The organism is Kytococcus sedentarius (genome assembly GCF_041937525.1).
In the GTDB taxonomy this organism is placed as follows: domain Bacteria; phylum Actinomycetota; class Actinomycetes; order Actinomycetales; family Dermatophilaceae; genus Kytococcus; species Kytococcus sedentarius_A.
Genome location: NZ_CP169391.1, coordinates 2,337,941 through 2,358,350, shown reverse-complemented (window position 1 = coordinate 2,358,350; position 20,410 = coordinate 2,337,941). Strand labels below are relative to the sequence as shown.

The window sequence follows — 20,410 nt, the reverse complement described above, 5'->3', positions numbered from 1 at the left end:
TGCACCGTAGCCGTATTGAGAATGATTCTCAACCCTTAGCGGACGATCTCCCGCGACTGGGCGTCCACGCGCCGGGTCCAGCCCCGGGAGTCCAGGTGCTCCAGCAGCGGGATCGCCACCCGCCGCGTGGTGCCCAGCGCCTGCCGGGCCTCGCTGGTGGTGAACGGCTGCGGCAGTCCGGCGAGCACCCGCATCGCCCGGGCGGGACCGTCGGGCAGCAGCACCACCTCCCCCGGCAGGCGGAGCACGCGCCCCAGCCGGGCCGCGGCCGCCAGCTCCCGCGCACCGAGGCCGAGGTCGTCCAGGTCGCGGGCCTCCGGAGCGGCGAAGGGGTCCTCCCGCAGCCACGCCTCCACCTGCGCGATCGCACCCTCGGCCGGCCCCAGCCCCCCGGCCTGGGGGTCGCGGACGCGCCCGTCCCGCACGGCCAGCCCGGCCGCCTCGGCCAGCGCGGGCAGCAGGGCGGCGGCGTGCTCGGCCGGCAGCTCGATGCCGTGCGCGGCCTCCGCAGGCGTCAACCCCGCGCTGAGCGGCTTGGCGTCGTGATGGGCACGCACCGCGGCGGCCAGGGCGTCACGCCAGATCGCCCAGGCAGCGGGGTCCACCCACAGATCCCCGATGCGGTGAGCGTCCACCCCGTCCTCGTCCCCCGGCCCGGCACCCGCACTCTCCGGGGCCGGCAGCAGACCCAGCCGTGCGAGGCGGTCGGCGGTCTCCACACCGCGCTCGGCCAGGCGCAGGCGGCGCAGGGCGCCCACAGCGCCCACGGCAGCCGCGAGCGCCTCCCCCCTGGCCCGACCCGCTCCACGGCGCCGCAGCGGCAACGGGTCCACGTCCCGCACCACCGCGGCCCACAGGCGGCGGCTGCCGGGGTCGCGCAGGATCACCCGGTCGCCCACCCGCCAGGGCAGCGCCACCGGCAACGTCAGACGAGCGTGTCCGGAACCCAGTGCCCGGCAGTGCACCTCGTGGTCAGCGGTCCCGACGTGCAGGGTGACCCGCTGCGGCGGCTCGGCCCGCCCCGCATCGGGCACGCCCGAGCCGCCCACCGCATCGACCGCGCCGGCGCCGCCCCCACCCCCGGCCCCGCCGTCCCCGACCGGCTCCACGGCCACGTCCACCACCCGCGCGCTCTCCCACGCGCCCGGGGTGAGCAGCACGGCCCCGCGCCCCACCTCATCGCGCCCCACGCGCCGCAGGTTCACCGCGGCCCGGCTGACGGGGCCCACCTGCTGGTGCTCGGTGTCCTGGCTGTGCAGCCCCCGCACCTGCAGGGCGCTGCGCTGACCCTGCTCGTCGAGCAGCTCCAGCTCGTCGCCCACGTGCAGCGTGCCCGCCCCGAGCGTGCCGGTCACCACGGTGCCGCTGCCGCCGACGGTGAACGCGCGGTCGGCCCACAGGCGCACCGGGGCGGCCGCATCGGGCTCCGGGAGCGCGGCCACGAGCCGGCCCAGCGCCGCGCGCAGCTCGTCCATGCCCTCGCCCGTCACCGCCGAGACGGCCACCTGACCCACGGGCTCGATGCCGGCCACCGCCAGCCGCTCGCGCGCGACGGCCAGTGTGGGGCCGGGGTCCGCCAGGTCGCTGCGCGTGACCACCAGCAGCAGGTGCCGCAGGCCCAGGGCGCGCACGGCGGCCAGGTGCTCGGCGGACTGCGCCTGCCAGCCCTGGTCGGCGGCCACCACGAACACCACCGCCGGGGCCGGCCCCAGTCCCGAGAGCATGGTGCCGATGAAGCGCTGGTGCCCGGGCACGTCCACGAAGGCGACGTCGGCCCCATCGGGCAGCGTGGTCCAGGCGAAGCCGAGCTCGATGGTGAGGCCGCGCTCCTTCTCCTGCGCGAGCCGGTCCGGGTCGCGGCCGGTGAGGGCGCGGACGAGGGTGGACTTGCCGTGGTCGACGTGCCCGGCCGTGGCCAGGACGCGCCTCACGGGGAGGGCTCCAGGGCGGATGGGGCGGCGTCGGGGGCACCGGGCGCGGTCCCCAGGGCGATGCGCACCGCATCGGCCAGGGCGGGCTCGTCCTCCGGGGTGATGCAGCGCAGGTCCACCAGGCCGCGACCGCCCTCGATGCGGGCGAGGACCACCGCGGTGCCGGGCGGCGGCTGGCGGAGGCGGCTCACCGCATCGGAGGGGATGACGAGCGCCCAGCCGGGCAGGCGAACGCCTGGCGCGCCCCCGCCACCGACGCGGCCCTCGACGGGGGCGACCCCCAGGCCGAGGGTGCTGGCGAGGCGGCGGGTGCGGGGCTCGAGCTCGGCGGCGGTGGCGTGCAGGGCGTCGGCGACGGGTGTGCTGGGGCTGCGGAGCGTGGCCTCGAGGGCGGCGACGGTGAGCTTGTCCGTGCGCAGGGCGCGGGCGAGCGGGTGGCGACGCAGGCGGTGGACGAGGTCCGCGCGGCCCAGCACGAGGCCGGCCTGCGGACCGCCGAGGAGCTTGTCGCCGCTGGCGGTCACCAGGTGGGCGCCGTCGGCCAGGGCGGTGGTGGCGTCGGGCTCGTCGGGGAGGGTCGGGTCCGGGGTGAGCAGGCCGCTGCCGATGTCGTGGACCACGGGGACGCCCAGGGTGGCGAGCTCGGCGGTGGGGACGGTGGAGGTGAAGCCGTCGATGCGGAAGTTGCTGGGGTGGATGGTGAGGATGCAGCCGGTGTCGGGGCCCACCGCATCGGCGTAGTCGGCGAGGTGGGTGCGGTTGGTGGTGCCGACCTCGCGCAGGCGGGCGCCGGTGGAGGCGATGAGGTCCGGCAGGCGGAAGCCGTCGCCGATCTCGACCATCTGGCCACGGCTGACGACCACCTCGCGGCCGGCGGCCAGGGCGGTGGTGGCGAGCACCAGGGCGGCGGCGCCGTTGTTGACCACCAGGGCGTCCTCGGCGGCGGGGACGGCGCGGGTGAGGGCCTGGCGGAGGGCGGCGGCGCGGGGGCCGCGTTCGCCGGTGGTGAGGTCGAGCTCGATGTCGACGGTGCCGGCGGCGTCCTGCAGGGCCTGGCGGGCGGCGGGGGCCAGGGGCGCGCGGCCGAGGTTGGTGTGGATGACGATGCCCGTGGCGTTGAGGACCGGCGTGAGGCTGCTGGGGCGCTGTGGGAGGGCGGCCAGGGTGGCGTGGATGACCTGCTCGGGTGTGATGGCGCCTTCGCGGGCACGCTGTTGGGCGGTGGTGATGGCCTCGCGGACGGTCGCGCGGTCGATGCGGGTCAGGGCCTCGGCGATGCGGGGGTCGGCCAGGACCGCGTCGGTGCGCGGGATGCGGCGGCGCGGGTCGGTGGGCGGCTCGGTGGCCTGCCGGCGGGCCTGCTCGCTGGTCATGGGGCGACCCTACGCGGGGCCGGGCGGGCCAGACCCGCACCGGTGCGGAGTTCAGCTGCGCCCGGGACGACGTTGGCGGAGGCGGACGGGAATCGAACCCGCCAGGACGAGGTACTCGCCCTCACCGGTGTTGAAGACCGGGGGGCCCACCAGGAACCCAGACGCCTCCGTGCAGAAGCCTACGTGAGCACCGCAGACCTGGTGGGCAAAACGCTTCACTGAAGCAGAGTGACCGCTCAGCGGTCGCTGTGCTTCAGTGACCGACCGAGCAACCGCCACCCGCCGCCCCGCCGCCCCACGCCCAACCGCCCCGCCACCCCGGGCGCCGCAGCGCGACGGCGCAGAACTACCGTGGGCCCATGGACCAGCCGCTTCGCCTCACCCAGTTCGCCGCCGGTGGCGGGTGCGCCTGCAAGATCCCCGCCGAGGAGCTCGAGCAGGTGGTGGCCGGCCTCCGCGGCCAGGTCCCCGCCAGCGACGCGGCCGTCCTCGTGGGCCTCGATGACGGTGACGACGCCGCCGTGGTGCAGGTCGCCCCGGGCGTCGCCTCGGTCTCCACCGCCGACTTCTTCACCCCCGTGGTCGACGACCCGCGCCTCTGGGGCCAGATCGCCGCCGCCAACGCCCTCTCCGACGTCTACGCCATGGGCGGCACCCCGGTCATGGCCATCAACCTCGTCGGCTGGCCCCGCGCCGCCCTGCCGATGGAGCTGCTCACCGAGGTGCTCGCCGGCGGCCTGGAGATCGCCAGCCGGGCGGGCTGCCCCGTCATCGGCGGCCACAGCATCGACAGCCCCGAACCCATCTACGGCATGGCCGTCACCGGCACCGCCGACCCCGACCGCCTGCTGCGCAACGACGCCGCCGCCCCGGGCCTGCCCATCAGTCTCACCAAGCCGATAGGCCTGGGCATCCTCAACAACCACCACAAGACCACCGGCACCCTCCACCCGCAGGCCATCGAGGTGATGACGCAGCTCAACGCCGAGTCCTCCCGCGCCGCCGTCGAGGCCGGCGTCCGCGCCGCCACCGACGTGACCGGCTTCGGCCTGCTGGGCCACCTGTTCAAGATGTGCCGCGCCTCCTCGGTCGCAGCCCGCATCGATGCCGGAGCGGTGCCCTCCGTGGAGGGCGCGCGCCAGGCGCTGGCCGCAGGTCACGTACCGGGGGGCTCCCGCCGGAACCTGGACTGGGTCCGCCCGCACCTGTCGGCCGAGGGCGTCTCCGAGGAGGAGCTGCTGCTGCTCGCCGATGCGCAGACCTCCGGCGGGCTGCTCGTCATCGGCGAGGTGCCCGGCGCACCGGTCATCGGCGAGACGGTCCCGGCCGGGTCGCTGGGCGAGGGCGTGATGGTGCAGGTCGCCTGAGCCGGCCACCGACACCACCCATCGGTTCGTCGTTCTTGGGGCGCCCGCGTCCATTCGTCGCTGCTGGGCCACTTCGGGCTTCCAGGGCCCCAACTGCGACGAACAGTTCCCTCTGGCCGAAAAAGGACGAACAGATCACCCTGCCGACCGCCGGCCCCGGTCGCGCACGCGCCTGAGCCGACCGCCGGCCCCGGTCGCGTGAGTGCGTGCGTGCGTGCGACGCCACGTGGGAGCGCAGAGGGGCGGCTACCGCACGGCCCGCACGCGGACGGGCAGCGGGCGGCCCGCGTCAGGTGGTGATCGAGTCGCCGGTCTGCCCGGCGGCGCGCCGGGCCTCGAGACGGCGCCGCTGCGGCTCCACCGTCCAGCGCGGGTCCTTGGCCGACTCGATGCCGGCCTCCACCACCGCAAACCGGGTCAGTGCCGATGCGGCCGCGAGCGCCAGCCCGCCGACCACCGCACCGGTCCGCGTGCGGCCAGCCACGAGCGTGACCAGTCCCCCGGCCACCGTCAGCGCCTTGGACAGCCGCATCTTGCGCCCCTCGGACCCGTGGTGCAGCGGCTCGAGGACGCCCACCTCATCGAGGTGCTTCTCCAGGGCGTCCACGGCGACGAAGTCACCCAGCGCACCAACGACGGCCAGACGGCGAGCCGGACCGGCCTGCGCCAGGCTCTCCCCGCCCAGGACGCCCGCCACCACCTGCTGCACACCACCCGCGGCCATGCCCGCCGAGGAGACGAACACGAACGGCAGGTGCCGGCGGCTCTCGAACCAGACCGGCGTCGCGGTGTCGCTGAGCAGCACCGCCGTGTAGGCAGCCAGCGGCGCCGAGAACAGGCCAAGCCCGGCACTGGCCACCGCATCGAACGGGCGCAGCAGCGGCCCGACCACCGGCAGGCCACCCCACGACGCCAGGGCCGACCCGCTGGAGTCGCCGCCCAGCATCCGGTCGGCCTCGCAGGCCGCAGCCAGCCCGGCGAAGGCCGAGTAGCCGCTGAAGATCCACGTGCCCACGGACATCGGCGAGGTCAGCTTCACCGTCCGCAGCATGTTCAGGAAGCGCTCGGGCCGCCCCAGGTCGGCAATCAGCGCCACCCCGCTCACGCCGGCGGCCACGATGGCGGTCAGCCGCGCGTTGCGTCGCAGCCCGGGCAGCCCCGCCGCGTGCGCACCGGCCGCCAGCAGGCCACTCCCACCGGCCACACCACCGGTGAACAGGTAGATCGAGATCTCGTGCTTCCACGGCACCGGCTTGACCACGCTGTGCCCGTAGTACGAGGTGAACTCCGGATCCGGCACCACCGGCTGCTCACCGCGGCCCCGCCCCCGGCCGGTCAGCCAGTCAGTACCGCGGGAGCCACGGCCCCCACCGCCACGGCCACCACGGCCCTCCGCACCACCGGAGGCGCGCTCGCCCGCGACGTCCCGGCCACCGCGACGACGGCGCCGCGGCCCGGAGTACTCCTGCGGGAAGTAGGCGTCGAACTCACTGGTGCTCATCGGCGGCCTCCCAGGAAGGACAGGGCGGCCACCCCGACCAGCCCCACGGCGGCGGTCACGGCGCCACGGAACATCACTGGCAGCTCCGCCGTGGGCACGACCGGGTCCGGCGGCAGGCCGTACACCTCCGGCTCGTCCAGCAGCAGGAAGACCGATCCGGTGCCGCCCACCCCATCGGACTCGTTGGCGCCGTACAGCCGCGCCTCGGGGAAACCGTTGCCGCGCAGCAGGTCCACACGCTCGTGGGCACGGCGCACCATCTCCTCGTGGTCGCCGAACTGGATCGATGTGGTGGGGCAGGTCTGCGCGCAGGCGGGGGTCTGGTCGTGGCTCAACCGGTCGTAGCAGAGGGTGCACTTCTGAGCGATGCCGATGCGGGGCACCTCACCGCCGTCCACGTGCCCACGGTCCCCGGTGGCGTCCGTGCGGCGCTCGATCACACCGAACGGGCACGCCCCCACGCAGTAGCCGCAGCCGTTGCAGATGTCGGCCTGCACCACCACGGTGCCGAACTCGCTGCGGAACAGCGCGCCGGTGGGGCACACGTCCAGGCAGCCGGCGTGCGTGCAGTGCTTGCAGACGTCCGAGGACATCAGCCACCGGAAGTCCGGCACCGTACCCATGGCCCGGGCCTTCTCCGCCTCGGTCTGCGCCGCGAGCAGGTCGGTGACCGGCGTCATCGACTCGGCCTGGTCCCCCGCGCCGGCACCACCGGAGGCGCACCCGCACCCACCGCCGGTGCCGCACCCGCCAGCGGCGGCGGGCGCCGATGCGGTGTCCGTGGTCGATGAGGTGGGCGTCGCGGCCCCGGAGCCCACGCCGGGCAGGCCCAGGTCCACCAACCGGCGGCCGGACTCACGGGCCGCCGCCACCTCATCGGCCCCCTGCTCGATGAAGGCGACGTGCCGCCACGTGCTCGCACCGAGCGAGTTGGTGTTGTCGTAGGAGTTGCCGGTGAACTCCATGGAGTCCAGCGGCAGCGCGTTCCACTCCTTGCACGCCACCTCGCACGCCTTGCACCCGATGCAGATGGACGTGTCAGTGAAGAACCCCTTGCGGGGCTGCGGCTCCCACCCGGCGTCGGTCGCAGGGTCCGTGGGTCCGGAGAACTGGTCGCGCAGGCTGGTCATCGGTCTCCTCCACCGGACGGCAGGTCCTCGTCGTAGGCCGTCGCGGCTTCGTCACCGACCGTCGGGTCCTCGTCGAAGGCCTCGGTGCGCACGTCGTCCGACTCCTGCGTGATGATCTTCGCCGAGGTGATGCCCTGGCCCATCTCGGCACCGGCGCGCAGGCGGTACTCGGCCACCAGCTGCGCCAGCTCCGGGCCCCGGGGACGCCGTCCGGGCACGATCTCGCAGGAGCCCACCTTGCTCTCCTGGATCTGCACGTTGGGGTCCAGCGCGATGCCCAGCAGGTCGTTCGCCGCATCGCCCTCGACCACGGCCTCGTCGCCGACACCCCAGTGGTACGGCAGGCCGATCTGGTGGATCACCTTGCCACCGGAGCGCAGCGCGGACACCCGCTCGGTCACCAGCACCCGGGCCTCGATGGCGGCGCGCGGGCTGATGATGGTGGCCCACCCACCGTTCTCCAGGCCCCGCTCGGCCGCCAGCTCCGGCGAGATCTCGCAGAACATCGAGGGCTGCAGCTCCGAGAGGTACGGCAGCCACCGACTCATGCCACCGGCCGTGTGGTGCTCGGTGAGCCGGTAGGTGGTGAACACGCAGGGGTACACCTCGGAGCCGGCCGCGTCACCACTGGGCGCGAAGAGGTTGTCCTCCCGGGGGAAGACCACGCGCGTGGGGTTGCGCTGCTGGCCGTACACCGGGTTGACGACCGGCGACTCCTGGGCCTCGTAGTGCGCGGGCAGCGGGCCGTCCACCATGCCCTTGGGCGCGTACAGCCAGCCCTTGCCGTCGGCCTGCATGACGAAGGGGTCGTTGCCGGCGATGGCGGCCGCGCCCACGTCATCGGCACTGGGACGGAACGCGGGGTCGCGGTCCACCGGGAAGTCCGGCACGTCCGGCCCCGTCCAGCGACCGGCCGCCTCGTCCCACCAGATGAGCTTCTTGCGCTCGCTCCACGGGCGCCCCTCCGGGTCGGCCGAGGCGCGGTTGTACAGGATGCGGCGGTTGAGCGGCCACGCCCAGCCCCAGTCGGCGGCGATCTCGTCCTGCTCGTCGCCCGGCACCCGGGAGGCGGAGTGGTTGATGCCACCGGCCATCACACCGGAGTAGATCCAGCAGCCACCCTCGGTGGACCCGTCGGCCCGCATCTCCAGGTAGGAGTCCAGCACCTGCCCGGCCTTCTCACCGGTCAGGTGACGGCCGTTGATCTCGGCCAGCACCGCCTCCCCATCGATCTCCCCGTGCTCGTTGCGCGGGTAGTCCCAGGTGAGATCCAGCAGCGGCCGGTCCCGCTCGTCGGTGGAGTCGGCCAGACGCTCGCGCAGGAGCACACCGAGCTCGTGGAAGAAGTCCAGCTCGCTCTGGCACGCACCCGGCGGCATGACGGCCTGGTGACGCCACTGCAGCAGGCGCTGGGTCTGCGTGAACGTGCCGGCCTTCTCCACGTGGGTGGCCGCGGGCAGGAAGAACACCTCGGTGTCGATGTCCTCGGTCTGCCACTCCCCGGAGGCGATCTCCGGGCCGTCCTTCCAGAAGGTGGCGGTCTCGATGAGCTGGAAGTCGCGGACCACCAGCCACTTGAGTTTCGCCAGGCCCTCCCGCTGCATGCGCCCGTTGGCCGACCCGATGGCGGGGTTCTGGCCCACCACGAAGTAGCCGTCCACGTCACCGGCGATCTGCGACAGCACCGTCTGGTAGGTGCCGTGGGAGCCGTTGATCTTGGGCAGGTACTCGTAGGCGAAGTCGTTCTGGGGCGTCGCCGCATCGCCCCACCAGGCCTTGAGCAGGCTCACCGTGTAGGCGTCGGCGTTCGTCCAGTACCCCTTCTGCCGGGGGCTGGCGATGCTGCCGAGGTAGTCGTCCAGGGACTCGTGGCGCCCCGCCGAGGGCATGGGCAGGTAGCCGGGCAGCAGGTTGAACAGCGTGGGGATGTCGGTGCAGCCCTGGATGCTGGCGTGCCCGCGCAGCGCCATGATGCCGCCGCCGGGGCGTCCCATGTTGCCCATCAGCAGCTGCAGGATGCTGCCGGTACGGATGAACTGGGCGCCCAGGCTGTGCTGGGTCCAGCCCACCGCGTAGGCGAAGCAGGTGGTGCGCTCACGGCCGGAGTTGGTCACCAGGGCCTCGGCCACCTCGGCGAACTGCTCCTGGCTGATGCCGCAGACCTCCTCCACCAGCTCCGGGGTGTACCGGGCGTAGTGGCGCTTGAGCACCTGGAAGACCGTGCGCGGGTGCTGGAGGGTCTCGTCGGTGCGCACCTTTGCGTGCTCCATGGGGGCACCGCCAGAGCCGAGGGTGTCACCCTCGGCCGTCTCGGTGCCGTGCTCGCCGGAGTCGCCCTGCTCACCCGCCGGAGCGTCCACCTCGTCGTCGCCACCGCGGGCGTCGTAGGCCCAGCTGGTCATGTCGTAGGAGCCGGTCTCGGCATCGAACCCGGAGAAGAGACCGTCGAGGTCCTCGGTGTCCTGGAAGTCCTCGTCCACCAGCGTGGCGGCGTTCGTGTAGTTCACGACGTACTCGTGGAAGTACAGGTCGTTGCTCAGCACGTGGTTGATCAACGCGCCCAGGAAGACCACGTCGGTCCCCACGCGGAGGGGCACGTGCGTGTCCGCGATGGCGGAGGTCCGCGTGAACCGGGGGTCCACGTGGATCACCCGTGCTCCGCGCTTCTTGGCCTCACCCACCCACTGGAAGCCCACCGGGTGGCACTCGGCCATGTTGGAGCCCTGGATGATGATGCAGTCTGCGTTGGCCATGTCCTGGAGGGACTGGGTTGCGCCGCCGCGCCCGAACGAGGACCCCAGACCGGGGACCGTTGCGGAGTGTCAAATACGTGCTTGGTTCTCGATCTGCACCGCACCGGCCGCGGTGAAGAGCTTCTTGATGAGGTAGTTCTCCTCGTTGTCCAGCGTCGCGCCGCCCAGGGCAGCCACACCCATGGTGCGGCGCAGCCGGTTGCCCTTGTCGTCGAACTCCTGCCAGTGCTTCGCACGGGCGTCGAGGAAGCGATCGGCGATCATCTCCAGAGCGGTGTCACGGTCGAGCGACTCCCACTCGGTGCCGCCGGGGCGGCGGTACATCACCTCGGTGACGCGCGAGGGGCTGTTGACGAGCTGCTCGCTGGCCGCTCCCTTGGGGCAGAGCCTGCCGCGGCTGATGGGGCTGTCCGGGTCGCCCTCGATCTGCACGACCTTCTCGTCCTTGACGAACACCTTCTGGCCACAGCCGACGGCACAGTAGGGGCACACGCTCTGCACCACGCGGTCGGCGGTGGAGGTGCGGGCCGTGACCTCACGGGTCGCCCGGCTGGTGACGGCCTTGCCGCGGCCCAGCAGGTCTCCCTCGCGCAGCTGCCGCACGACGGGCCAGTTCAGCGGTGTGATGCCCATGCTGGCTCCTTCTGGGGGTCCGTGCGCCGTCGGGAGGTGACGCAGGCCTCAGGATGCCACCCCTGCGGCCCACTCGCCAGAGGGACACGCGAGCTCGGCCACCGCGTCGGCCGCCTCGCGCCAGTCGTCCGACAGCCGGGTGACCCCCTCGGGCAGAGCCCCCGATGCGGCAGCACCGGCCACGCACACCGGTCCGGACCGTGCCAGGGCCCGCAGCGGCCTCGCCCGCTGGGTGAAACCGGCCGGCAGGGCCCCGCTCAGCACCAGCACCCGGGCGTCGAGGATGCGGCGAGCGTCCGCGATGGCCCGCCACGGGGTGCTGGACCCCAGCGGGAAGGGCGCGCAACCGCGGCCCGCGAGCATGAGGGCGAACAGGTGCAGGGGCAGCTCGTGCAGCTCCCGCGGCGGGCAGGCCAGCACCACGCGCGGGGCGTCCGCCGGGAGCTCCTCCCGGCGGAACTCCTCCACCACCGACCGGACGATCTGCGAGGCGTGGTGCTCGTGCAGCACCGACAGCTCACCCACCTGCCACAGGTCCCCCACCTCACGGAGCGCCGGCACCAGCACGTCGGCCACCACCGCATCGGTGCCGAGATCGTGGTGGCTGTCCAGGACGGCCCGCCGCAGCGCCTCGGAGTCGAGCTCCCGGATGGCCCGGGACATCGTCACGCGGGTTTCCGACCACGCGCCCGGGGCCAGGTGCGAGGGCGTGGGGTGCGGCATGCTCACAGGATAGGTGGCCCCCGCGCCGTCAGCGCAGCGGGCCGGTGACACCCTCGGCCGCCGCGAGCGCCCGTCCGGAGGCGATGAGCTCCACCGTCGCCTCGATCTCCGGGGAGAGGTAGCGGTCCTCCCCCGGGCCCTGCACCGTCTCGCGCAGGGCGGCGATCACCGCACCGGTGGCCGGGGAGGGGGTGAGCGCCACGCCAGCGCCGCCCTGGTCGCCCTCCCCTGCACAGCGCAGGTCGATGCCGCGGGCCGCGGTGAGCAGCTCGATGGCGAGCACCCGGCGCAGCCCGTCGACCGCGCGACGCAGCTTGCGGGCGGCCGACCACCCCATCGAGACGTGGTCCTCCTGCATGGCCGAGGAGGGGATGGAGTCCACGCTGGCGGGCACCGCCAGGCGCTTCATCTCACTGACGATGGCGGCCTGCGTGTACTGGGCGATCATGTGCCCCGAGTCCGTGCCGGGGTCGTCGGCCAGGAAGGCCTTCAGGCCGTTGTTGCGGGCCGGGTCGCAGAAGCGGTCGGTGCGACGCTCGGCCATGCTCGCGGCATCGGCCGCCGGGATGGCCAGGAAGTCCAGCACGTAGGCCAACGGTGCCCCGTGGAAGTTGCCGTTGGACTCCACCCGGCCGTCGTCCAGCACGACCGGGTTGTCCACGGCACTGGCGAGCTCCGCCGCGGCCACGCGCTCGGCGTGGGCGAGGGTGTCGCGCAGGCCACCGAGGACCTGCGGGGTGCAGCGCAGCGAGTAGGCGTCCTGCACCAGCGAGCAGTCCTCCTTGTGGGAGGCGACGATGCCGGAGTCCGCCAGCAGTGCACGCAGGTTGGCCGCGGAGTCGGCCTGCCCGGCCTGCGGGCGGAGCGCGTGCAGCTCGGGGGCGAACACCGCATCGGTCCCCAGCAGGCCCTCGATGCTCATGGCGGCAGTCAGGTCAGCGACCCGGGAGAGGTGACGCAGGTCGTCCAGGCCCATGAGCAGCATGCCCAGCATGCCGTCGGTGCCATTGATGAGGGCCAGGCCCTCCTTCTCCCGCAGGACCACCGGCTCGATGCCGGCCGCCGCCAGCGCCTCGCCGGCACCCACCAGCGGGGTGGAGGCCACCCCGGCGGCGTCCACCTCATCGGCGCTGCCGACGTGGACGTCGCCCTCCCCCATCGCGGCCAGGGCACAGTGCGCCAGGGGGGCGAGGTCGCCCGAGCAGCCCAGCGAGCCGTACTCGCGGACCGCGGGGGTGATGCCGGCGTTCAGCAGGGCGGCGTAGGTGCGGGCCGTCTCCTCGGCCACGCCGGTGTGGCCCGTGGCGAGGGTGTGCAGGCGCAGCAGCATGGTGGCTCGGACGACCTCGCGCTCCACCTCCGGCCCGCTCGATGCGGCGTGGCTGCGCACCAGCCCCACCTGCAGGCGGGAGCGCTTCTCGGGCGGGATGGAGGTGTTCGCCAACGCACCGAAGCCGGTGGAGATGCCGTAGTGCGGGGTGGTGTCGTCGGCCAGCGCGTCCACCCGCTCGCGGGCGGTGCGGATGGCGGCGAGCGCCTCCTCGCCCAGCTCCACGGTGGCGTCGTGACGGGCCACGGCGATGACCTCGGCGGGGGTCAGCGGGGCGGGCGTGACGACCACGGTCTCGGGAACGGTGGGGGCGGGGCTGGCGATCGGCGTCATGGCGCCCATTCCACAACGCAGGACGCCACCGGGGCCAGCCAGGGGCCACCGATGGCGTCCCAGATGTGGGACACCCTGCCGGGTGCCCGCGGTGCGGGACTCAGGCGTCCACGGACGCCCCGCGGGACGCGGCGGGCGCGCTGCCCTCATCGGCCCCTGCGCGGCGGAGGGCCTCGTCGAACTGGTCGACCGCCGCCCGCTCGGGCCCCGGGGTCACCAGCGAGACGACCACGGCGGCCGCCAGGCTGAGGAAGAAGCCGGGGACGATCTCGTAGAGGTCGAACACCCCGCCCTCCAGCTGGCCCCAGCCGAAGGAGACCACGGCTCCGGTGACCATGCCCGCCAGCGCGCCCCAGGTGGTGAGGCGCCGCCAGTACAGCGACAGGATCACGATCGGGCCGAAGGACGCCCCGAAACCGGCCCAGGCGAAGGCCACCAGGTCCAGGATCGTGTCACTGGGGTCGATCGAGAGAACCCCGGCCACCAGGGCGATCACCAGCACGGCAGCACGGCCCAGGTGGGCGCCGGCGTTGCCGCGCAGCTCCTTGCCGGTGGCACCCAGGTAGATGTCCTCCACCAGCGCCGAGCTCGAGACGATCAGCTGGCTGGAGATGGTGGACATGATGGCCGCGAGGATGGCGGCCAGCATCAGCCCGGCGATGAACGGGTGGAACAGCAGCACCCCGAGGTCGATGAAGACCGTCTCCGGGTCCGTCAGCCGGTCGCTCTCGCGCTGGAAGACACCGATGCCCACCAGCGCGGTGGCCGCGGCCCCCAGGCAGGCCAGCGCCATCCACCCGATGCCGATGCGCCGGGCGGAGCGCGCCTGTCGCGGGGACTGGAGCGCCATGAAGCGCGTGATGATGTGGGGCTGACCGGGGTAGCCCAGACCCCAGGCGATGGCCGACACGAAGGCCATCGCGGTCAGTCCTCCTCCGAACAGGCTCAGCGCCCCGGCATCGACCGCGCGGATCGCGTCCACGGTCTCCCCGAGCCCCCCGAGGTGCACCACGCCCATGATGGGCACCAGCACCAGGGCCGTCACCATCATCAACCCCTGCACCACGTCGGTGTACGACGCGGCCAGGAAGCCACCGATGAGCGTGTACAGCACCACCACGCCGGCGACGATCAGCATGCCGGTGGTGTAGCTGGTGTCGAAGCTCGCCTGGAAGAAGCGGCCGCCGGCGACCATGCCGGAGGACACGTAGAAGGTGAAGAAGACCAGGATGATGATGCCGGCGGTGATGCGCAGCATCCCCGCATGGTCGTGGGTGCGCTTGCTGAAGAAGCTGGGCACGGTGATGGCGTCGTCGGCCACCTCGGTGTGGGTGCGCAGGCGCGGGGCCACGAACTTCCAGTTCAACCAGGCACCCGCCGTGAGCCCGATGGCGATCCACAGCTCCACCAGCCCGGACAGGTACAGGGCGCCGGGCAACCCCATCAGCAGCCAGCCGGACATGTCGGACGCGCCGGCGGACAGGGCAGAGGCCAACGGGCCCAGCCCGCGGCCACCCAGCATGTAGTCCCCCTTGTCACCCGTGCGGGTGAAGGACCACACGCCGATGCCGACCATGGCGGCGAAGTACAGGACGATGGCAATCAGCTGCCAGGTGGGGTCGCTCACGAATCCCTCTCCGTGTGTGTGCTCGTGTGCAGGCCTCCCATTGTGGGGCGTGGCAGGCTCGGCCCCGTGCCCCACCCCACCCTGCTCGTGCTCCGCGCCCTGGCCCGCCATCGTGGCCCGGTGGCCGCCGGGCACCTGGCGCGCGAGACCGGCATCCCCCGTGCCTCGCTCTACCGCGCGCTGGCGGACCTCCGGGAGACCGGCTTCGTCACCCACCTGCCCGAGGAGCAGCAGTGGATGCTGGGGGTGGGTGCCTTCGAGCTCGGCTTCGCCTACTCGCGCCAGGAGTCGCTGCAGCGGGTGGGGCGGCCGGTGGTCCGACGCCTGGTGGACGAGGTGCAGCAGAACGCCCACCTGGCGGTGCTGCACGGCACGGACGTGCTCTACCTGGTGGAGGAGCGAGCACCTCGCCGCCCCTCCCTGGTGACCGACGTGGGCGTGCGCATCCCCGCCCCCTGGACCGCCAGCGGCCTGGCCGTGCTGGCCGCCCTCCCCCGCGAGCAGGTGCGGGCCCTCTTCCCCGATGCGGGGAGCTTCGTCCCCTCGCGCGGTGACCTCGCGCACCGGGCACCGGACGGTCCCGCCGCGCTGCGGCGCGCACTGGTGCAGGTGCGGGCAGACGGCATGGCCCGGGAGCAGGACACGGTGACCGCCGGGCTGTCCTCGGTGGCCGTGGCGGTGGCGGACGCCTCGGGCCACCCGGTGGCCGCGGTGGCGGTGACCTTCGAGCACGAGCGCACACCGGCCACGGAGGTGGCCGCCGTGGAGGCTGCCGTGCGGGCGGCCGCGGACGACGTGGCCCAGCGGCTGCGCTGAGGGGAGTCACCCCATCGGGCCCGCGGGCGGGGGTCACCCCATCGGACAGACGACAGGACCCACCGGGGAGCCGGTGGGTCCTGTCGCGAAGGGGACTGCTCAGAGGCCGCGCGTCACCGCCAGTTGTTGACGGTGGTCAGCGTGACGCCGTAGTAGTTCGCGGCGTCCACGGCCGGCTGGTAGAAGCTGTACGACCCGGCGGAGTGACCGCGGTTCCAGCCGCAGTCGACGCCGATCGGGCCACCGGAGGTCATGCCCTGGGCCAGGTTGCCGACACCGATGTACGCACCACCGGAGTCACCGCCCTCGGTGCAGACCGAGGCCTCGGCCAGGCCGGAGACGATCGTGCCGCCGTAGTTCACGGTCTGGTTGTAGCCCTCGATCTGGCCACAGGTCCAGCCGGTGGTGTTGCCGGCCTTGCAGATCTCGGTGCCGATGGCGTTCTTGCTCAGGCCACGGACCTCGTAGTTGCCCGAGTGACCACGGCTGTCCACGTACGGCACACCACGGTCCTCGGAGTCGATGTCCATCAGACCCATGTCCACCGAGCGGTAGCCCGTGTTGAAGCGGGTGTGCGTGCCCTTGCCGATGTGGGTGCCGTTGGCGTCGTAGATGTCCGGGTAGCCCTCCACGCAGTGGCCGGCGGTCAGCATGACGTTGTTGCCGTTCTTCATGCCCGGGAAGCCCAGCGAGCAGTTGGTGCCGGGCACCAGGTCCATGATGCGACCCGGAACGACATCGGCCTGCGTGCTCAGACCCTGCGCGGCACCCTGGACGACCTCCACGTCGGCGATGCGCTCCAGCTTCTTCAGGGTGGAGGCCTTGACGTCGTCCCCGACGCGCACCTTCACCGCGCCGGAGGCGAGGTCGGTGCCCACGGACTGGATGCCGGCGTCGCGGTCCATCAGGCGCTCGGCCTTGGCAGCCACGCGGTCGAGCTCGGCCTGGCCCTTGCCGTGGCTGACCTTCAGGCCCTTGGCGGCGGCCGCCTTCGCAGTGGCGGCGTCACCGGCGACGACGGTGAGCTCGGCGCCATCGAACCAGGCACCCTGCACGTCGGCGGTCTCCGCGAGCTGGTCCAGGGCCTGCTGCTTCTCGGCCTTGGTGTCCAGGTACTTCTCGGCCTCGTCCCACGACAGACCCTGGGACTGGGTCACGTAGCCGGTCACGGCGTCGTCGTACGAGGCCACGCCCTGGTCGGCGGACACCGGTGCGGCGGTGGCCATCGACCCGGTGCCGAGCGTCATGGCGGCGGCTCCGGCGAGGGCGAGGATGAGCGAGGGGTTCTTCACGGTCGACTCCTTTGTCGTGTGTGTTGTCCGGGAGGGACAGGCGCCCCGGTCGGGACACGACAAATCTGGAGGGGACCGGCTCCCAGCGGAAGCCCTCTGGGAGAAGTCTGGGAGTCGCCCGGACGAACCTTGACCAAACGCCGGGTTCCTCTTGACCCAACACCCGGTGTGGGCGGCCCGACGTCAGGTCGGACCGCCCACACCGGGGTCACACACACCGGGTGGTCACTGCGAAGGAGGGGCGCAGCGCCACCGCTGGGGCATCACTTCGTGGTGATGGTGACGCCGTAGTGCTCGGCAGCGTCCACCACGGGCTGGTAGAAGCTGTACGAACCGGCAGCCTCACCCTGGTTCCAGCCGCAGTCGACGCCGATCGGGCCACCGGAGGTCATGCCCTGGGCGATGGTGCCGGAGATGTACGCACCACCGGAGTCGCCACCCTCGGTGCAGACGGAGGCCTCGGCCAGGCCGGAGGTCACGGTGCCGCCGTAGTCCACGGTCTGGTCGTAGCCCTGGATCTCACCACAGGTCCAGCCGGTGGTGTTGCCGGCCTTGCAGATCTCGGTGCCCACCGGGGCCTTGCTGGCGCCGGTGACGTCGATGTTGCCCGAGTGGCCGCGGGTGTCCACGAACGGCTGGCCCGTGTTGCCCTCGGCGATGTCCATCAGACCCATGTCCACGGACGGCTGGCCGGTGGCGAACTCGCTCTCCACACCCTTGCCGAGGTGGTTGCCGTTCGCGTCGAGGACGTCGGGCATGCCCTCCACGCAGTGGCCGGCGGTCAGCAGCACGCTGTTGCCGCCCTGCGTGCCCGGGAAGCCGAGCGAGCAGTTGGTGCCGGGCTCGAGGTCCATGATCTGGCCGGGGATGACGTCGGCGTGGGTGGTCAGGCCCTGCTCGGCACCCTTCACCACCTGCACGTCGTCCATGGCGGCCAGCTTGTCGAGGGTGGCCTGCTTGGCGTCGGCGCCCACGCGCACCTTGACGGTGCCGGACTTCAGGTCCGGGCCCACGCTCTGGATGGCGCCGTCGGCCTCCATCAGGGTGGCAGCGTCCTCGGCCACCTTGGTCAGCTCGGCTTGGCCGGCGCCCTTCTTCACGGTGATGCCCTGGGCCTCGGCCGCCTTCGCGGTCGCGGCGTCGTCGGTGATGATGGTCAGCTCGGCGCCGTCGAAGTAGGCACCGTCGATGGCCTTGCCCTGGGCGTCCAGCTCGTCGAGGGCCGCGGTCTTCTCCGCCTTCACGTCGAGGTACTGCTTCGCCTCGTCCCAGCTCATGTCCTGGGACTGGGTGACGTAGCCGATCAGGGCCTCGTTCTGCGTGGCGGGGGCCTCGCCGGCGGAACCAGCGGGGGCGGCGCCGGCGGCCAGGCCGGTCCCCATGGACAGGGCGGCCGCCCCAGCCAGGGCGGTCATCATCGAAGTGCGCTTCACGGTCGACTCCTCACAGTCGCAATCGTTGGCGTCCCGTTCGGGATGCGGTGTCCCGGAGCGGGACCCCCAGACCATGCACACACCGGGGCGGCCCGGGGAACCGGATGGCGGGGTTCTTGCCGCACTCCAGACAGAGGACCGAGGTTCCCTTTGCCAAGTCTTGAGATGCCCTGCCGCAGTGTGAAACAGGTCACCCGCCGAGCGTCAGGTCACTGGCCCAGCAGGTGGGAGCCCAGGTACCCGGACCCGTCTCCGGCCGGCACCCCGGGCAGCACGTGGAAGACCGCGGAGCCCACGTGGGTGAGCCACTCGTTCATGGCATCGGCCTCGCTGAGCCGGCGCAGGATGGGCAGGAACTGCTCGTCGACGTCCTGGCAGAAGGCCACGAACACCTGCCCCGCGTCCCCCGCCGCGTCGTCGTAGTTGTACGGCCGGCGCAGGAAGCGGTGCCGGGCGTGCCCGTCCTGTGCACGACGCACGTGTGCATCGGGGGCGATGACGGGGCGCCCCGCATCGTCGCTGGCCCCCAGGTCCACGGGGTCGGACTCCTGCTGCCCGGTGAGGGGTGCCCCGGACCGCAGCTCCCGCCCGATGGCACCCTCACGCTGTTGGCGGGAGGCCTGCTCCCATGCCCCCATCGCGAAGCGGACGCGCCGCACCACCATCGCGGCCGACCCGTCCTCACGGTGCACCAGCTGCTGGGCGTCCACCGGGGGTGGGTTGCCGGTGCCGTCCACCTGGCCGAAGAGGTTCCGCATCGGCGCGCCCGGACGAGAGGTGCCCACGGCGTGGCGGTACCCGTCCTGGCGCCAGCGCACGGCGGCCAGGTCACGCACGTCCTCGGTGAGCTGCCGTGCTGCGTGCCGCACGGTCAGGGGGTCGTCCGCGCACACCTGCAGGAGCAGCTCTCCGTCGCACCAGGCGGGGTCGAGCTCGTCAAAGGACATCGGTGGGAGCGGTCGCAGCCAGGCGGGGCGCTCCGCATCGAGACGGGCGGCCAGATAGGCACCCAGGCCCCACCCGACCGTCACCGTGAGCGAGGCCGGCAGGGCGGCCAGCTCCGGTTCGGTGTCGGTCAGCGTGCCCCGGCCGGAGGCCAGGCGGTCGATGGAGTCGGTCCAGATCCGCATGACGCGGCGGAGGGTTCCCCGGTCACCGTTGACGAGGTCGTAGGCGATCCACAGTCCGTGCGCCGGAGGCGTGGTCAGCACGCCTGCCTGCGTGTGACCTCGCGGGTCGATGACGGTGCGGCCCACCTCGGTGGCACCCGCCTCCGGCGAGGGCGCGTCGGGGTCGGCGGGCAGGACCGAGCGGCGGCCGGGCTCGACCAGCTCGTCCAGGTGGGTGGGTCCGGTCGCCCCCGCAGCCCCGGTGGTCGATGCGGTGCCGGCACCCGCCGCTGCTGGGCCTGGGCTGACCGTGGCCCGTGCCCCGAGGAAGCCCAGGACGCCCCCGCCGGTTGCCATGGCTGCACCCCCCAGCATCTGTCGGCGGCTGGGGGCGGGACCCGTCGGGCGGGGGCTGGCCATCAGTGCGAGTGGTCGTGGCCGTCGCCGGCGTAGTCCTCGTCGCCGCCGTCGAAGGTGCGGGCGGGCACGGTGAACTCGTGGGTGCCGCCCTCGGCGTCCTCGAGCGTGAGCGTCACCTCGTCGCCGGCGACGATCGGCTCACTCACGCCCATCAGCATGATGTGGAGGCCGCCCGGCTCCAGGGTGAGGATCTCCCCGGCGGGGACGGTCATCCCCTTCTCGACCTCCTGCATCTGACCGTCGGCGACCTCGTGGAGCTCCACGGACTTCGCCACCTCGGTGGAACCACTGACCAGCCGGAGGTCAACCGGCAGCGGGTTCTGGAGGCGCCCGAAGACGGCGGTCATGCCCTCATCGGTGGCCTTCACCCAGCCGTCGGACAGGGTGAGCGCTCCCACGGGGTTGCTGCGGCTCTCGGAGGGCGCCCCGCTCGAGGGGGAGACGCTGGAGGGGGACGCGCTGGAGGGGGACTCCGACGAGCTGGGGACCACCGACTCACCGGAACTGGTCGGCGCGCTGGACTGGTCCGAGGCCCCCTCTCCGGAACAGGCGGTCAGTGCCGTGAGCGTCAGCGCGCAGGCCACCCAGGTCGTCAGTGTGCGGGTCATGGTGCCCTCTCCGTCATGACGCGACCCCCTG

Annotated in this window: 14 protein-coding genes and 1 tRNA gene; 2 read left to right on the top strand and 13 right to left on the bottom strand. The window is 72.9% G+C overall.

Annotation, left to right across the window (positions count from 1 at the left end):
• Positions 1 to 35: 35 nt before the first annotated feature.
• From ACEY2A_RS11080 to ACEY2A_RS11070, 3 genes are all read right to left on the bottom strand, one after another.
• Entirely contained in the window at positions 36 to 1,931 is a 1,896-nt protein-coding gene (locus ACEY2A_RS11080) for a SelB C-terminal domain-containing protein (RefSeq protein WP_374928636.1), read from the bottom strand.
• Positions 1,928 to 3,304, bottom strand: coding sequence for an L-seryl-tRNA(Sec) selenium transferase (selA, locus tag ACEY2A_RS11075; protein ID WP_374928635.1), 1,377 nt, complete (start codon positions 3,302 to 3,304; stop codon positions 1,928 to 1,930). Before selA ends, ACEY2A_RS11080 begins: the two co-directional genes overlap by 4 nt.
• 73 nt (positions 3,305 to 3,377) lie before the next feature.
• A tRNA-Sec gene (locus ACEY2A_RS11070) sits at positions 3,378 to 3,473 on the bottom strand.
• A 190-nt stretch (positions 3,474 to 3,663) separates the two neighbouring features.
• Here ACEY2A_RS11070 and selD point away from each other — a divergent pair.
• The gene (selD, locus tag ACEY2A_RS11065; RefSeq protein WP_374928634.1) at positions 3,664 to 4,671 is read left to right on the top strand and encodes a selenide, water dikinase SelD; all 1,008 of its coding nucleotides are present in this window, start codon (positions 3,664 to 3,666) and stop codon (positions 4,669 to 4,671) included.
• A 289-nt stretch (positions 4,672 to 4,960) separates the two neighbouring features.
• Here selD and nrfD read toward each other — a convergent pair whose 3' ends face one another.
• From nrfD to putP, 6 genes are all read right to left on the bottom strand, one after another.
• Positions 4,961 to 6,172 (bottom strand): NrfD/PsrC family molybdoenzyme membrane anchor subunit, encoded by a 1,212-nt coding sequence (gene nrfD / locus ACEY2A_RS11060; protein WP_374928633.1) that lies wholly within the window; start codon positions 6,170 to 6,172, stop codon positions 4,961 to 4,963.
• Complete coding sequence (locus tag ACEY2A_RS11055; protein ID WP_374928632.1) at positions 6,169 to 7,302, bottom strand: 4Fe-4S dicluster domain-containing protein; 1,134 nt, start codon at positions 7,300 to 7,302, stop codon at positions 6,169 to 6,171. The genes nrfD and ACEY2A_RS11055 overlap by 4 nt, the downstream gene beginning before the upstream one ends.
• A complete protein-coding gene (gene fdh / locus ACEY2A_RS11050) occupies positions 7,299 to 10,688 on the bottom strand; it encodes a formate dehydrogenase (RefSeq protein ID WP_374928631.1) in 3,390 nt (1,129 codons plus the stop codon). Before fdh ends, ACEY2A_RS11055 begins: the two co-directional genes overlap by 4 nt.
• A 48-nt stretch (positions 10,689 to 10,736) precedes the next feature.
• Positions 10,737 to 11,411 (bottom strand): B12-binding domain-containing protein, encoded by a 675-nt coding sequence (locus ACEY2A_RS11045; protein ID WP_374928630.1) that lies wholly within the window; start codon positions 11,409 to 11,411, stop codon positions 10,737 to 10,739.
• 28 nt (positions 11,412 to 11,439) lie between these two features.
• On the bottom strand, positions 11,440 to 13,074 hold the full coding sequence (gene hutH, locus ACEY2A_RS11040; RefSeq protein WP_374928629.1) for a histidine ammonia-lyase: 1,635 nt from the start codon (positions 13,072 to 13,074) through the stop codon (positions 11,440 to 11,442).
• Between the two features lie 100 nt (positions 13,075 to 13,174).
• Positions 13,175 to 14,701 carry a sodium/proline symporter PutP gene (gene putP, locus ACEY2A_RS11035; RefSeq protein WP_374928628.1) on the bottom strand — a complete coding sequence of 509 codons (1,527 nt, stop codon included), beginning with the start codon at positions 14,699 to 14,701 and terminating at the stop codon, positions 13,175 to 13,177.
• A gap of 66 nt (positions 14,702 to 14,767) precedes the next feature.
• Here putP and ACEY2A_RS11030 point away from each other — a divergent pair, with 66 nt between their 5' ends.
• Entirely contained in the window at positions 14,768 to 15,517 is a 750-nt protein-coding gene (locus ACEY2A_RS11030; RefSeq protein ID WP_374928627.1) for an IclR family transcriptional regulator, read from the top strand.
• A gap of 113 nt (positions 15,518 to 15,630) precedes the next feature.
• Here the strand turns inward: ACEY2A_RS11030 and ACEY2A_RS11025 are convergent, their stop codons facing one another.
• From ACEY2A_RS11025 to ACEY2A_RS11010, 4 genes are all read right to left on the bottom strand, one after another.
• On the bottom strand, positions 15,631 to 16,809 hold the full coding sequence (locus ACEY2A_RS11025; protein ID WP_374928626.1) for a S1 family peptidase: 1,179 nt from the start codon (positions 16,807 to 16,809) through the stop codon (positions 15,631 to 15,633).
• A gap of 263 nt (positions 16,810 to 17,072) precedes the next feature.
• On the bottom strand, positions 17,073 to 18,242 hold the full coding sequence (locus ACEY2A_RS11020) for a S1 family peptidase (RefSeq protein WP_374928625.1): 1,170 nt from the start codon (positions 18,240 to 18,242) through the stop codon (positions 17,073 to 17,075).
• Between the two features lie 209 nt (positions 18,243 to 18,451).
• Positions 18,452 to 19,708, bottom strand: a complete 1,257-nt coding sequence (locus ACEY2A_RS11015) for a Dyp-type peroxidase (RefSeq protein WP_374928624.1) — start codon at positions 19,706 to 19,708, stop codon at positions 18,452 to 18,454.
• A gap of 62 nt (positions 19,709 to 19,770) precedes the next feature.
• Complete coding sequence (locus ACEY2A_RS11010) at positions 19,771 to 20,379, bottom strand: copper chaperone PCu(A)C (protein WP_374928623.1); 609 nt, start codon at positions 20,377 to 20,379, stop codon at positions 19,771 to 19,773.
• Positions 20,380 to 20,410 lie beyond the last annotated feature (31 nt).